Annotated in this window: 11 protein-coding genes; 5 read left to right on the forward strand and 6 right to left on the reverse strand. The window is 71.5% G+C overall.

Features of this window, described 5'->3' with window-relative positions; all coding sequences use genetic code 11:
- Positions 1 to 177: 177 nt before the first annotated feature.
- Complete coding sequence (locus tag AN215_RS10495) at positions 178 to 1,065, forward strand: SDR family NAD(P)-dependent oxidoreductase (protein ID WP_070012888.1); 888 nt, start codon at positions 178 to 180, stop codon at positions 1,063 to 1,065.
- A gap of 152 nt (positions 1,066 to 1,217) precedes the next feature.
- Positions 1,218 to 1,985 carry an SDR family NAD(P)-dependent oxidoreductase gene (locus AN215_RS10500; RefSeq protein WP_070012887.1) on the forward strand — a complete coding sequence of 256 codons (768 nt, stop codon included), beginning with the start codon at positions 1,218 to 1,220 and terminating at the stop codon, positions 1,983 to 1,985.
- A 76-nt stretch (positions 1,986 to 2,061) separates the two neighbouring features.
- On the opposite strand, the gene AN215_RS10505 is transcribed toward AN215_RS10500, so the two are convergent.
- From AN215_RS10505 to AN215_RS10530, 6 genes are all read right to left on the reverse strand, one after another.
- Complete coding sequence (locus tag AN215_RS10505; protein WP_079122876.1) at positions 2,062 to 3,612, reverse strand: APC family permease; 1,551 nt, start codon at positions 3,610 to 3,612, stop codon at positions 2,062 to 2,064.
- Positions 3,609 to 5,210, reverse strand: coding sequence for a GMC family oxidoreductase (locus AN215_RS10510; protein ID WP_070012886.1), 1,602 nt, complete (start codon positions 5,208 to 5,210; stop codon positions 3,609 to 3,611). Before AN215_RS10510 ends, AN215_RS10505 begins: the two co-directional genes overlap by 4 nt.
- A gap of 99 nt (positions 5,211 to 5,309) precedes the next feature.
- Positions 5,310 to 6,776, reverse strand: coding sequence for an aldehyde dehydrogenase family protein (locus AN215_RS10515; protein WP_070012885.1), 1,467 nt, complete (start codon positions 6,774 to 6,776; stop codon positions 5,310 to 5,312).
- A gap of 516 nt (positions 6,777 to 7,292) precedes the next feature.
- Positions 7,293 to 8,051, reverse strand: coding sequence for a MerR family transcriptional regulator (locus tag AN215_RS10520; protein WP_070012884.1), 759 nt, complete (start codon positions 8,049 to 8,051; stop codon positions 7,293 to 7,295).
- A gap of 208 nt (positions 8,052 to 8,259) precedes the next feature.
- A complete protein-coding gene (locus AN215_RS10525) occupies positions 8,260 to 8,556 on the reverse strand; it encodes a hypothetical protein (protein ID WP_070012883.1) in 297 nt (98 codons plus the stop codon).
- 98 nt (positions 8,557 to 8,654) lie between these two features.
- Positions 8,655 to 9,923 carry a citrate/2-methylcitrate synthase gene (locus tag AN215_RS10530; RefSeq protein ID WP_079122877.1) on the reverse strand — a complete coding sequence of 423 codons (1,269 nt, stop codon included), beginning with the start codon at positions 9,921 to 9,923 and terminating at the stop codon, positions 8,655 to 8,657.
- Positions 9,924 to 10,085: 162 nt separating this feature from the next.
- On the opposite strand from AN215_RS10530, the gene AN215_RS10535 reads away from it, so the two are divergent.
- From AN215_RS10535 to AN215_RS10545, 3 genes are all read left to right on the forward strand, one after another.
- A complete protein-coding gene (locus AN215_RS10535) occupies positions 10,086 to 11,234 on the forward strand; it encodes a citrate/2-methylcitrate synthase (RefSeq protein ID WP_070031144.1) in 1,149 nt (382 codons plus the stop codon).
- 209 nt (positions 11,235 to 11,443) lie between these two features.
- Entirely contained in the window at positions 11,444 to 12,337 is an 894-nt protein-coding gene (locus AN215_RS10540) for an FkbM family methyltransferase (RefSeq protein ID WP_070012882.1), read from the forward strand.
- A gap of 236 nt (positions 12,338 to 12,573) precedes the next feature.
- A complete protein-coding gene (locus AN215_RS10545) occupies positions 12,574 to 14,286 on the forward strand; it encodes a glycosyltransferase family 2 protein (protein WP_070012881.1) in 1,713 nt (570 codons plus the stop codon).
- The last annotated feature ends 209 nt before the right edge of the window (positions 14,287 to 14,495 follow it).

The raw sequence follows: 14,495 nt of genomic DNA on the forward strand, positions 1-14,495 counted from the left end.
TCCATCGTCCGTGACGGGGCCGGCCGGAGCCCGTGTGCGTGCGGGCGGCCGCCCCGTGAGAAAAGTCCGTTGCCCGAAGGACAGCGCAACGCCCCGTTTGGTTGCACGGAATCGTCCCCGTACGTCAGTTCACCCGCGTCCGCGGATCAGCCGGCCCGGAGAGAAGGAGGAAAGCAGATGAGTCCGCAGTCGGATCAGCAGACGGATCAGCGCCCCCCGCAGGGCAGGACAATCCTGGTCACCGGCAGCACCCGGGGAATGGGCAACCGTCTCGCCCGCGAACTGGCGGCGGACGGTGCCACGTTGCTGCTGCACGGACGGGACCGTACACGAGTGGGGCAGGCAGTCGAAGACCTGCGCACGGCAGTTCCGGGAGCGGACGTGCGCGGCCACGCGGCGGACCTCGCCGATCTGGAGCAGGTGCGCGACCTGGCCGGGACCCTCACCGAGGGCGGCGGGCGGCTGGACGTGCTGGTCAACAACGCGGCGGTGGGCGGCGGCCCGGACCGCTCACGGCGCCAGGTCAGCGCCCAGGGGCTGGAGTTGCGCTTCGCCGTGAACTACCTGGCGCCTCTTGTGCTGACCCGCGGGCTGCTGCCGCTCCTGAAGGGCTCGGCACCGGCGCGCGTCGTCAACGTCGCATCCGCGGGGCAGGAGCCACTGGACTTCGGCGATCTGATGACGCACCGGGACTACGAGGGGATCCTCGCGTACTGCAGGAGCAAACTCGCGCTGATCATGGCGACGTTCGACCTCGCCGCCGAGGTGGCACCCGGCCTGGTCACCGTCAACGCCGTGCACCCGGCTTCGCTCATGGACACCGGCATGGTGCGGGAGATCTCGGCTCCGCCGCAGTCGGACGTGGAGGACGGCGTGAAGGCGGTGCGGCGGCTCGTCGACGACCCGGAGCTCGCGGGCGTCACCGGGCGCTACTTCCACCGCTTCGCCGACAGCAGGGCCGAGCCGCAGGCCTACGACCCGCAGGCACGTGCGCGGCTGGCGGAGATGACGGCACGGCTGGCTCCGGGAGCCGCCGCCCCGGCCGGACCGCTCCCGTCCGGGTGACTCCGCCGCCGGACGGCCCGCTCCCGGGTTCTCTCTCCCGGCTCTCCGGGCTCCGGGCTCTCCCGTCCGGATGTCACAGGTGGCCGGGCTGTCCCGTCCCGGTTCGAGGACGGTTCCGGGGACGGCACCCCCTACTTCACGAGGAGCAGGTCATGAGCGAGCAGGGCACACACCAGAAGGTGGCGCTGGTCACCGGGGCGAACAAGGGGATCGGCCGTGGGGCTGCCGGACATCTCGCCGGTCTGGGCATGACTGTCCTGATCGGGGCCAGAGACCCGCGGCGCGGCGAGGAGGCCGCGGCGGCGCTGCGTGCCGCAGGCGGCGACGCGCACGCGGTCACCCTGGACGTCACCGACCCGGCCACCGTTCGCGAGGCGGCGAAGCAGGTCGAGGAGCGATTCGGCCGCCTCGACGTGCTGATCAACAACGCCGGCATCACCGGCTCCGGTCAGGTCTCGCCCGAAGACGCACACGACCAGGTCCCCAGCTCCGTCGACCCGGACATGGTCCGGGCGGTGTTCGAGACCAACGTCTTCGGGGTCATCGCGGTGACCAACGCCATGCTGCCACTGCTGCGGCGGTCGTCGGCGGCGCACATCGTCAACGTCAGCAGCCATGCGGCGTCGCTGACTCTCGCCAGTGCCACGGACGGCCCGCTGGCGTCGCTTCCGCAGTCGGCGGCGTACTCGCCGTCCAAGTCCGCGCTGAACGCGCTGACCGTGCAGTACGCGAACGAGCTGCGGAGGGACGGCATCCTCGTCAACGCCGTCGCTCCCGGCTTCGTCGCCACGGACAGCAACAACCACACCGGGTTCCTCACGGTCGCGCAAGGCGCCGCGGTCCTGGTGCGCCTTGCCACTCTCGGCGTGGACGGACCGACCGGCGGGTTCTTCGGTGAGGAGGGCGCGGTGCCCTGGTGAGGTCGGCGCGACGCCGAACCACGGCAGAGGGCCGCAGGCCGAGCCGCGTGCGCACAGGCCTGCGGCGCGGCGCCGTTCACACCTTGGAGCGCTTCGGAATCGCGTCACCGGCGGGGGCGTCGCCCCGCCCGTAGTGGTGCGTGGTGAACATGTAGAGCAGCCCCGTGCCGAGGACGACGCCGCCGCACAGCAGCACGATCCAGTTCTCCCACCAGGACTGGTCCGGGTTGCGCGCCCACGAGATGTTGATGATCGCGAAGATGCCGTAGGCGAGGGCGCCGGCGTTGACGAGCAGCCCCCAGCGGCCGAGCTTGAACTCCCCCGTGGCCCGCCAGCCCTTCAGCCGTGCGCGCAGCGCGGCGAGGACGACCATCTGGAACGAGCCGTAGATGCCGAGGATCGCGAACGAGACGATCTTGGTGAGGGCGTCCTCCGAGATCAGCGATCCGAAGGCGATCACGGTGGGGATGACGGCGGCCACCAGCAGCGCGTGGTGCGGCACCGCGCGCGCGTACGAGAACGAACGCAGGAGCCGGTGCCCGACGATCATCTTGTCGCGCGCGTAGGAGTAGATGAGACGCCCGGCGGCGGCCTGGAGGCTGACCGTGCACGACAGGAAGGAGATCAGCACGACCGCCATCACCATGCGCGCCCCGAACTCGCCCAGCGCGTCGAAGAGCACACGCACCACCGGGTCGGTGTCCTCGCCGTCGATCACGGCCTGGTAGTCGGAGACGGCCAGCAGCAGCGTCAGACAGGTGAACGTCGCCGCGGCGCCGCCCACGTACACGGTGCGGCGCATCGCCTTGGGAATGACGATGCCCGGACGGGCGACCTCCTCGGCGAGGTCGCCGCACGCCTCGAAACCGTAGTACTGGTAGAAGCCGATGATCGCCGCGGCGAGGAAGACCGGGAAGTACGATTCGCCGCCCCCGGCACCGAAGTTGTCGAAGATGACGCCGAGCCCGTGGAAGCGGTGGGTGCTCAGCAGCCAGATGCCGACGACGAGGGCGCCGACGAGTTCCGCGGTGAACCCGATGACGGCCGCCTTCGAAAGGGCCTTCGTACCGGCGTAGTTGATGAGGGCGGCGACGAGGATGAGGGCCACGGTGCACAACACGGTTGTGTGCACGGACGGTTCGAAGCCGAACAGGATCGCGATGTACGGGCCCGCGCCGTAGGCGACGGCGGTGATCGTCACCAGCAGCGCCCACATGTAGACCCAGCCGGTCATCCACGCCCAGCGGATGCCCCACAGCCGCCGCGCCCACGGGTAGACGCCGCCGGCGATGGGGTACTGCGCGACGATCTCCCCGAAGACGAGCGCGACGAGGAACTGGCCCGCGCCGGCGAGCACGAACGCCCAGATCATGGGCGGGCCGCCGGTGGCCAGCGCCGTGGCGAAAAGGGTGTAGGTGCTGACCACGGGGGAGAGGTAGGTGAAGCCGAGCGCGAAGTTCGCCCACGGGCCCATCTCCTTGCGGAACTCCGAGCCGTGCCCCGCGGATTCGCCGCCGGGCGGGGCCGAGTCGCCGCCGTGTCCCGCGGAGCCGCCGTGTCCCGCGGAGCCTCCGCCGCGGCCTCCCCCTGATCCGCCCGCCGCGGCGGGGCCTTGGGCGTCCGTCATCGCTGTTCCTCTCCCAGCACGTCGCGTGCAGATGTCGCTGTCGTCCCCGGTCCGGCACGGCCGGTGATCAGATCCGCGGCACGTTCGGCGACGAGCAGCACGGTGACCATCGGGTTGACGGTCGGAAGGCTCGGAAACACCGACGCGTCCACCACCCGCACGCCCTCCTCGCCGCGCAGCCGAAGCAACGGATCGACGACGGCGCCGTCGTCGGCGGCGCGGCCCATCCGGCAGGTGCCCGCCGGGTGGTAGACGGTGTGCGCGGCGCGCCGCCCGTACTCGGACAGAGCCTCGTCGGAGGTCACGTCGAGACCCGGGGCGGACTCCCGCAGGAGCCAGTCGCGCAGCGGCCCGGTGGCCGCCACCTCCCGGGCGATGCGCAGGCCGTCGACGATGGTGCGCTCGTCGTAGCCCTCGGGGTCGGTGAAGTAGCGGAAGTCCAGGGCGGGTTTCTCGTCCGGGTCGGCGCTGCGCAGCCAGATGCGGCCGCGTGAGCGGGACTTGGGCACGTTGGGCGTCATGCACACCCCGTACGGCGGCGAAGGGAGGCCCAGGCGTTCGGTGTTGACGGTGAACGGCACCTGGTAGAAGTGGAACATCAGGTCGGGACCGGGCTCGCGGCTGTCGCGCCGTACGAAGAGACCCGCGTCTGAGTCCATCGCCGAGTTCGGCGGCAGCGGGCCGGCCGTCTCCCAGACGATCACCGACTCCGGGTGGTCCAGCAGGTTCTCCCCCACCCCGGGAAGGTCCGCGAGCACGTCGATGCCGAGCTCGCGCAGGTCCTCCGCGGGCCCGATGCCCGAGAGCATCAGCAGCCGCGGGGTGTCCACCGACCCCGCGCACAGCAGCAGTTCACGCTCGGCCCGTACGGTGCCGGCGGAGCCGTCGGCGTACCTGACCCGCACGCGGGTGAGGCGGCCCGCACCGTCCCGCAGCAGCCGGTACGCGCGGGTCTCCAGCTTCAGCGTCAGGTTGGGCCGGTCCATGACGGGGTGCAGATAGGCGACGGACGCAGAGGACCGGTACCCGGTGGCGGGGTCGTAGGCGAGGGAGAAGAAGCCCGCGCCCTCGGTGAAGGGCTGCGCGTTGAAGTCGTCGACGACGGGGACGTCGAGGGCGTCGACCGCGGCACCGACGAAGTCGTGCGCGACTGGATTGCGGTCCTTCTCGGCGACGGGCCGGATGGTGTTCCGCAGCCGCTGCCGGTACGGAAGGAGCGTCCCGGCGTCCCAGCCCTCCGCGCCGGCGCGCACCCACTCCTGAAGGTCCTGGGGGAACGGCAGGAAGCTGATGAGGGTGTTGTGGGACGAGCAGCCGCCGAGCACACGTGCCCGCGAGTGCAGGATGTGGGAGTTGCCACGGGGCTGTTCGACGGTGGGATAGCCGTAGTCGTAGCCGGTGTCGAGGAGATTGATCCAGTTCCGCAGCTTCAGCACGTTCTCGTCGCCGACGTCGCTGGGTCCGCCCTCGACCACGCACACCCGGCACTCCGGGTCCTCGCTCAGGCGGGAGGCGAGCACGCAGCCCGCGGTGCCGCCGCCGACGATGACGTAGTCGTAGGCGTCCTCGTCCTTCTCGCCCCTGCCGGATTCGCTCATGCCCGATGCGCTCATGCCCGATGCGCTCATGCCCACGCCGTCCACTTGTCCGCCGCCCATCCCGTCCACCCGTCGTCAGCCGGTAACTCAGCCTGTGCGTCAGCCCTTGAACCAACCGGACGGTGCGGGCGAGAGGTTGTGGTAAATGTGCTTGGCCTCCTGGTATTCGCGCAGTCCCGTCGGCCCGAGCTCCCGTCCGATGCCGGACCTGCCGAAGCCGCCCCATTCGGCCTGCGGCACGTACGGATGGAAGTCGTTGATCCAGACCGTCCCGTGGCGCAGGCGGTTCGCCACCCGCTGGGCGCGGCCCGCGTCGTTGGTCCACACGCCGCCGGCCAGCCCGTACCGGGTGTCGTTGGCGAGCTCCAGCGCCTCGTCCTCGGTGTAGAAGCGCTCCACCGTCACCACCGGTCCGAAGACCTCCTCCTGCACGATGCGCATCGTCGGCTTGCAGTCCGCGTAGACGGTGGGCAACAGGAAGAACCCACGGGCCAGTTCGGGATCGTCGGGCCGCCGGCCGCCCGTGACGAGCCGCGCCCCGTCCATGCGCGCGATCTCCAGGTAGTCCTCCACCTTCGCACGGTGCTCCGCGGAGCTGAGAGGGCCGGATTCGGTGAGCGGTTCGAGTCCGTCGCCGAGGCGGATCGCCTGGGCCCTGGAGGCGAGTTCGGTCACGAAGCGGTCGTGGACGCCGTACTGGACGATGAGGCGGGAGCCGGCCGAGCAGACCTGCCCCGAGTGGAGGAAGGCCGCGTCCAGGGCGTAGTCGAGCGCCGCATCGAAGTCGGCGTCGTCGAAGACGATGTTGGGGTTCTTGCCGCCCAGTTCGAGGGCGATGTTCTTCACGCCGGACGCGGCGCCCTCCATCACCTTCCGCCCGGTCGCCAGGCCCCCGGTGAAGGAGACCATGTCGACCTCCGGGTGCGAGGTCATCGCGGCGCCCACGGAGCCGCCCGCACCCAGCACGAGGTTGGCGACTCCCGGCGGCGTACCGGCCTCCTCCAGCAGTCCCATCAGGGCGATCGTCGTCAGCGGAGTGGTCTCGCTCGGCTTGAGCACGAAGGTGTTCCCAGCGGCGAGTGCGGGCGCGACCTTCCACGAGGCCTGGAGCAGCGGGTAGTTCCACGGCGCGATCAGCGCGCACACGCCGACGGGCTGGTGCACGACCCTGCTGAGCACGTCCGGGCCGACGTCGACGACCCGCCCCGCCTCCTTGCCCACGATCTCCGAGAAGTAGCGGAAGGCGCCCGCGATGTCCTCGATGTCGAGGCGGGACTCCGCGAGCGTCTTGCCGGTGTCCAGGGTTTCGATGCGGGCCAGTTGCTCCTTGTCGCGCAGGAGCAGTTCGTGCAGGCGGTAGAGGACGTCTCCGCGGCGGCGGGCGGGCGCCCATGCCCAGTCGGCGCGTTCGAAGGCCCGCTTGGCGGCCCGTACCGCGATGTCGACGTCCGTCTCGTCCGCCTCGTCGACGGTGGTGATGACCGAGGCGTCGAACGGGTTGATCACGTCGCGCAATCCACCGGAGACGCTCGCGGTCCACTCACCGTCGATATACAGCTCGGCCATCGCGAAGCCCCTCACTCGCCCGTGGTGTTCGCCGCCCCCGTTCTCGGCATGACCGCTCCAACATCGTGCGGGGCGGGGCCCGCTCCTACGGGGCGCACCGAGCGTGGGGAGTCGGGGAGGGGATGTTGACCCACGTGGTCTAAGAACGGGCGAGCGGCCCACCGGAGTTGGCTGCGGACGCCCGGGGCCGGGCCGGCGGTCCCGGACGGCCCCTCTGCTCGCGGCCGCGGGGTGCGGGAGGCGGGATGCCGTTCACGGACTGCGCCAGCCCCGGCGGATGCCCTTGGCCGGGAGAGCCGCCGGACCGCCGAGGTGACGGTCCGCGCGGGGCTCCCGGCCCGGCGGGGCCGGGGCCTGGTGTCCAGCGGCGCCGTCTCCCGCGCGCCACGGGCCGGGCGGCGGCGCCCCGGCGCCGGGACGCGGCGGTGCCGGCGGGTGCCGGCGGTGCCGGGTGCCTGCGCCCTTCAGGCGCGGAGCGCCGGAGGGACGCGGGGCCCCGAGGGACGCGGGCGCGCGTCAGGCGCGGCGGACGGCGTTCGCGAGGATCGCGTCCCGCAGGTACTCGGCCATCCCCGGCTTGATCGCCTCGTAGTGGGCGGTGAAGCGCTCGTCGGCGACGTACATCTCGCCGAGACCGGTATGGATCTCGTACGGGCATTCGTAGAAGTTGCGGCAGATCTGCTGCCGGTGCTCCTCGGCCAGGTCCGTCGCCGCCTCGGACTCCGGTCCTTCGCCGCTCTCCATCTGCGCGACGAAGCGTCTCCCCCAGTCCTCGCCCTCTTCCTTGATGCGCAGCCAGTCCTCCTTGGTGTAGGAGGAGACTCTTCGCTGCGACTCGCGGTAGGCCTCGGTGCCACCCCAGCGCTGCTCGCTCTCCTCGGCGTACTGGTCGGGGTCGTGGTCGCCGAAGACCTCGAACTTCTCCTCGGGCGTGAGATTGATGCCCATCTTCCTTGCCTCCATCGCGTGTTCGACGGCGGCGGCCATCTTCTGCAGCTTCTCGATCCGCGAACGCAGCAGTTCGTGCTGCTGCCGCAGATGTTCCCGCGGGTCCGCGTCCGGGTCGTCGAGTAGGACCGCCACCTCTTCGAGCGAGAAGCCGAGCTCCCGGTAGAACAGGATCTGCTGGAGCCGGTCCAGGTCGGCGTCCCCGTACAGGCGGTGGCCGGCGTGGGTGCGCTCGCTGGGGACCAGCAGTCCGATGCCGTCGTAGTGGTGCAGGGTGCGCACGGTGATCCCGGCGAACCCGGCGACCTGTCCCACGGAGTAGCTCATCTTCCGCTCCTCTCTCGTACGCACTTCACGATGAGCCCTCACGTGACGTCAGGTGCAAGCGGAAATCCCACGGCCCTCTCCCCGGGGCGTACGAGCCGGGTACCCGGCGGCGTACGGACCCCGACCACCGGCGCAAAGCCAGGCCAGGCCAGGCGGAGCGGACCGGGCCGCGGGCCGGCCAGGCCAGGCCAGGCCAGGCCAGGCCGCGTCAGGAGGCCTCATCCGCCCGGCGTCCGCCAGGCCGCAACGTCACCAGGCCGCCCGCCTGGGCGGCGAGCAGCCACTGCGCCAGCGCGGCCCGGGACTCCTCAGGAGTCCCGTCGGGGCAGCCGGCGACCGGCGGAACGGTCAGCTCGATCCGCGCCAGGCCGGGATGGTCTTCCGAGGGGCCCACGCTGCTGACCTCACCGTGGATCTCGATACGGTTCCATTCCCCGGCAGGCGCTTCCCCGGCAGGCGCCCTGCCGGGGAGGCCGTGTACGGGGGAGTCGTCCGCGCAGGACATCAGATGTGCCTCCGCTCCTTCTCGCGCGTACGTGTACACAACTGTCGTTGAGTGGTTCGTCGCGGCCGCCCCGGTGGATCGGCGCATGCGCCGGCGACCTACGGCACGGCGACGGGCGGCCTCGGACCCGTGTAGTGACCGCTGGGCCGCAGCCGGAGCGGGCGCTCCCCGTACTCCTCGAGCGCGTGGGCGATCCAGCCCGCCGTACGGGCCACGGCGAAGACGGCCTCGCTCGCCTCGGGGCCCATGCCGGCGCCGAGGGTGAGCACCGCCAGCGCCAGGTCGATGTTGGCGGGCCGTCCGGCCGTGGCCGCGACCGCGCGGGCGGCCTCCAGCGCGGGCGCGCACCGCGGCACCTCCTCCAGCCATGCGAAGAGGGCGGTGGCCCGCGGGTCCTCGCCGGGATAGACGCGGTGTCCGAGCCCCGGAACGCGGCGCCCCGCCCGCAGGGTGCCGGCGACGACGGCGGCGGCGCTCCCCCGCTCGACCGCCTCGGCCAGCATGCGGTGCGCACCCGCACCGGCGGCGCCGTGCAGCGGGGCGTCGAGAGCGCCGAGCGCCGCGGAGACCACCGCGTACGGGTGCGCACGCGCGGAGGCGGCGACCCGGGCGGCGAGCGTAGAGGCGGCGAGGTCGTGGTCGAGAAGCAGGACCATCGCCCGCTCAAGGGTGCGGGCGAACGCCTCCGACGGGCGGCGTCCCGTCAGCCGGGACCACAGCGCCCGGACGAGCGGGGCCTCCGGCCCCGGGTCGTCGCCACGCAGCGGCAGCGCGCCCACCAGCACGGGAAGCAGCCCGCGTGCCCGCGCGATCACCGCGTCCTCGGCGAGATCGAAGCGGAGCGGGTCCGCGGCGGCAGCCGCGACGACCGCCGCGCGCAGCCGGTCCGTGGGGGCGCAGTGCCCGGGCAGCGCCTCGGCTGCCGCGCGGGCCGCGCCGAGCAGCGGGGGAGAGGCGGTGAAACGCAGCCCTGGGGTGAGGCGGCCCGTCCACAGCCAATCGGCCGCCTCCTCGAAGCCACGGGCCGCGGCCAGTTCACGGGCGTCGACGCCACGGAACCAGCAGCCGTCGGGCTCGATGAGCGTGATCCCGGTACGTACGGACATGGCGTCCGGGGCGGCCTCGCGCGCCGTGGCGGCGGGCCTGCGGGCGGCGGCGGCGAGCGAGTCGATCTCGGCGGCGTCGAACGTGCTGCCGCGTCCGCCGGCCGAGCGGCGACTGCTCAGCAGACCGCGGCTGACGTAGGCGTAGACCGTCTCGGGCTTCACACCCAGTCGCTCGGCGGCCTGCCGGGTGCTCAGCCGGGGCCGCTCGTCCGGCCGACCGCCGTCGCCCGCGCCCTCGTCGCCTTCGCTGTTCTCGCTCACACCGGCACCCGCGCTCCCCTTGGCATTGATCCCTCGTGCATCGGTTTCCTGAGCATTAGCACTGGGCCCTGCATTGATTCAATCAACATTGACAGCATTCAGTACAGCATGGACAGTCGAATCAAGTAAGGGGTTGCGGAACGGGGAACGGAGATCCGGACCATGGAGCAGCAGGGCATCGAGGTACCGCGCGGGCTCTCCGGCGTCGTCGTCACGGACACCGCCCTCGGCGACGTACGCGGGCGCGAGGGCTTCTACCACTACAGGCAGTACTCGGCGGTGGAGCTGGCAGCGCACCGCAGCTTCGAGGACGTCTGGCATCTGATGTTTCACGGGGAACTCCCCGGCCCCGCCGCCCTCAAGGAGTTCACCGAGCGCACCGCCGCGCTGCGCCGCCTCCCCCGCCCGGTGCGCGAGGCACTGCCCGCCGTCTCACGGGCCACGGCCGCCTCCGGCCCGCTCGCCGGGCTGCGCACCGCGCTCTCCCTCGCCGGCGCGGCGGCCGGGCTGCGTCCGGTCTACGACCTCACGCCGGCCGAGCGCCGCGAGGACGCGCTCGCCGCCTGCGCGCTCGTACCGACGCTGCTGACCGCGCTGCACCGGCTCGGCCGGGGGCTGGAGCCCGTCGAACCGCGCGAGGACCTGCCGTACGCCGCCAACTACCTCTACATGCTCACCGGTGAGGAGCCCGCTCCGCGCGAGGCCCGAGCCGTGGAGCGCTACCTGATCTCGACCGTCGACCACGGCTTCAACGCCTCGACCTTCACCGGCCGCGTGATCGCCTCGACCGGCGCCGACGTCGCCGCGTGCCTGACGGGTGCGATCGGCGCCCTCTCCGGCCCGCTGCACGGCGGTTCCCCGAGCCGGGCCCTGGACGCGCTGGACGCCATCGGCACACCCGACCGCATCGACGCGTGGATCCGCGCGCGCGTACGTGAGGGAGGCCGGATCATGGGATTCGGGCACCCCGTCTACCGCACCGAGGACCCGCGTTCACGCATGCTGAAGGGCATCGCGGAGGAACTCGGGGGCCCGCTGGTCGAGTTCGCCTCACAGGTCGAGGAACGGGTCGAGGCGGTGCTGGCCGAACTCAAGCCCGGCCGCGAGCTGCACATCAACGTCGAGTTCTACGCGGGCGTCGTCATGGAGCTGTGCGGTCTGCCGCGCACGATGTTCACGCCGACGTTCTGCGCGGCGCGCGTGGTGGGCTGGAGCGCCAACATCCTTGAGCAGGCGGAGGATTCGAAGATCATCCGCCCCTCCGCCCGCTACACGGGACCCGTGCCGCCCGCGCCGGTGCCGACGGCGTGAACCCTCTCGGGACGCGGAACGGGCACGAATCCGGCGGAGCATGCGCGGCGTTCGGGACCTTGGCCGAGTGAAGGCCGGGCATCGGCGGAGGCGACGTCGGCGGCCGGGAGAGGTTCGGGAAGCATCCGCGCTCGCCGGAACGCCGAACGGGCAGTACGGCCGGACCTTCTGTTTGACAGAAATGGAAGCCGCAAGCCTAGCCTCACAATATGACAACTATGTTCAGGAAGGTGCTCGGCGCAGCGTCCCGGCTGGGAGTGCAGGTACTCGATCTCGGCCCGGGCGCTGCCGTGATCTCACGGCGCGGCGGCTACACCGCGACGAAGCTGAGCTCGGACGCGTGGCTGGTCGCCGGCAAGCTCTCCAGGAGCAGCCGTGCCCCCCGGGACGGGTGGGGCCTCCACAAGGCGGCCGCAAGCAGCCTCTGCACACGGCACGTGGCCGACTTCCTGGTCAACTACGAAGTGAACTGCGTGTTCGACGTCGGAGCCAACAAGGGGCAGTACGGCAAGCAGCTGCGCGAGTCCGGCTACCGCGGCAGGATCGTCTCCTTCGAGCCCGTCCCGGACGCCCTGGCCAAGCTGCGCAAGGCCGCCGAACGGGACCGGGACTGGCTGGTGTACCCCTGCGCGCTGGGGCGCGGCGAATCGGTCGAGACCATGCACCTCGGCTGGAAGACCATGAACTCACTGCTGGAGCCGAGCGCGTACGGGCAGCAGCGCTACAAGCGGTTCGCCGACACCAGCACCACCACACAGGTGCAGGTCAGGCGGCTGGACGAGGTCATGGACGAGGCCCTGGAGGGCATAGCGGACCCGCGGCCGTACCTGAAGATGGACACTCAGGGCTTCGACATGGAGGTCTTCGCCGGCGCCGGCAAGCGGATCGACGAGTACGTCGGGATGCAGTCGGAGGTGGCGGCGCTGCGGCTGTACGAGGGAAGCCCGCACATGACCGAGGCCATCACCGCCTACCAGGACGCGGGCTTCGAGATCACCGGCATGTACCCGGTGACGCGTGAGGCCGCCACAGGCCGCGTCGTCGAGTTCGACTGCGTAATGGCGCGAGCCGCCTTCGCGCCCGCCGACGGCCCCGGCAAGTAACTGCTGCCGCCGCACGGCGCTCTCCGTGCGTGAATGAGCCTTCTCACGGCATCTTCCGCGGTGAGCGTGGAACGCGGGCGGCGCACGGCGTGGAACGCGGGCGGCGCACGGCGTGAACCGGGGCGCGCGCAAGGCCGATTCACACTGTCGTCACGGGTTGTCGGACGTCGTTAACTTTCACTTCAGAACGTACGGGTAGGCATGCAATTGATCCGTAATCCACCTGAAAGGTCGCAGTGCCTGTCACGCCGCCCTCGGTCAGCCGGACGACGCCGGTCAAGGTGACCGTCGTCGTTCCCACCCACAACACCGGCGAGACGATCCTGACCGGATTGCACTCCTTCCTCGCGCAGACCATGCCTCGTACCGACTTCGAGGTCATCTACGTCGACGACGGCTCCACCGACGACACGGTCGCGCTGCTGGAGTCCGAACTCGCCCGCCAGGGAGCCGAACCGGCGATCCGCGTGATACGGACGGCGAACTCCGGCTGGCCAGGCAGGCCGCGCAACATCGGAATGGACGCCGCCCGCGGCGAGTTCGTCCACTTCGTCGACGACGACGACTGGCTCGCGCCCGAGGCACTGGAGCGCACCTGCGCGCGGGCGGAGGAAACCGGGGCCGACATCGTCATCGGCCGGATGGCAGGTCATGGACGGCGCGCGCCGCGTGCCCTGTTCGAGAAGCCGATCGCGTCCGCCGACCTGCGGTCCGACACCGCGCTGCTGGCCTCGATGACCGTGCACAAGCTCTTCCGGCGCAGCTTCCTGCAGGAGAACCGGCTGCGCTTCGAAGAGGGCCAAGTGCGGCTCGAAGACCACATGTTCACCCTCCGTGCCTACCTGCTGACCAGCCGCGTGGCGACGGTGCACGACTACACCTGCTACCACTGGGTCCGGCACCGGAGCGAGGACCACAACATCAGCTACGAGTCGATCGAGCCGGGCCCGTACCTCGACAGCGTCCGCAAGGTGCTCGCGATCCTGGACGCGCCCGACACGTACGTACCGCACGGCCGGCACCGCCGCCGTCTGACGGCGAACTGGTACGGGAAGAAGGCGCTCGCCCGGATCAGCGGGGAGCTCCTGCTCGGGCAGTCCGCCCGTCGCAGGGCCGAATGGTTCGAGGCCGTCAGCGCCCTGGCGTGCGACCTGCCGCCGGAAACCGACACGTCACTGCCGACGCGGTTGCGGATCGTCGGGGCCCTCGCGCGGCGGGGCGAGCGTGAACTGCTGGAGGAGCACGCGGAGTTCGAAGCGGGCGTCGACCACCGGCCCGTCGTCCGGTCGACCGGATGGAAGGACGGACGGCTCACCGTCAGGTGCGGCACCCGGCTGGTCCGCACGGAGGAGAAGGGTGCCCGCGCTCTTCCGCTCCCCTTCTCGCGCGCCCGGAACCGCTACCGGCTTCAGCTGGCGCCCGGTGTGGCCGCCGTGCCGGAGGCCGCGGAGGCGGCCGACTTCACCGGGGCGGTGCGGCGCAGCAACGTACGGGGCCTGCTCCGCCACCGCGAAGGCGGCACCACGCTGAGCGTTCCGCTGACCCACCGCGTCGTCGAGGTGCCGCTGCGGCAGGAGGGCACCGCGGCCGACTTCGTGGCGAAGGCGGCCCGCCGGATGCGGCTGCCGGACCGGCTGACCGACCGGCTGACCGACCGGCTGACCGACCGGCTGACGTCCCGTCTGCCGGGTGGCGGCAACCGCGAACCGGACCTGTGCGCCCTGGGGTTCGAGACCGAGTTCACGGTCGACCCCTCCTCGGCCGACAACGGCCGGCCGCTGGCCCCGGGCACCTGGGACCTTCAGCTCCAACTGGGCTGCGGCGGCTGGCGCATGGCCCGCCGGCTGCGCGGCTGCTCCATCGAGGTTCCGGCGGAGGCGGAGGCGCAGCCGCAGACCTCACGGCGCAGGCCGGTGGCGCCGGTCCTGCGCCCGGCCGTCAGCCGCTGAGGGGTCCCCTTTCGAGTGACGTCGCAGGGTCCGGTTCTCGCAGGTCGGCCGTCTGTGTTGAGCCCTCCGCCCGGACGGGCTGTCCAGCTCGTACGCACCGTGCCGAGCGGTCCGCTCACGCATACGGCAGCCCACGCGGATATCGCCATGTTTGACCTGTTCCGAAGAGGTCACCCAATGACGCGACAGGGCCTCAGTACGGATCAGTG

The organism is Streptomyces abyssalis, from assembly GCF_001751365.1.
Lineage (GTDB): Bacteria > Actinomycetota > Actinomycetes > Streptomycetales > Streptomycetaceae > Streptomyces > Streptomyces abyssalis.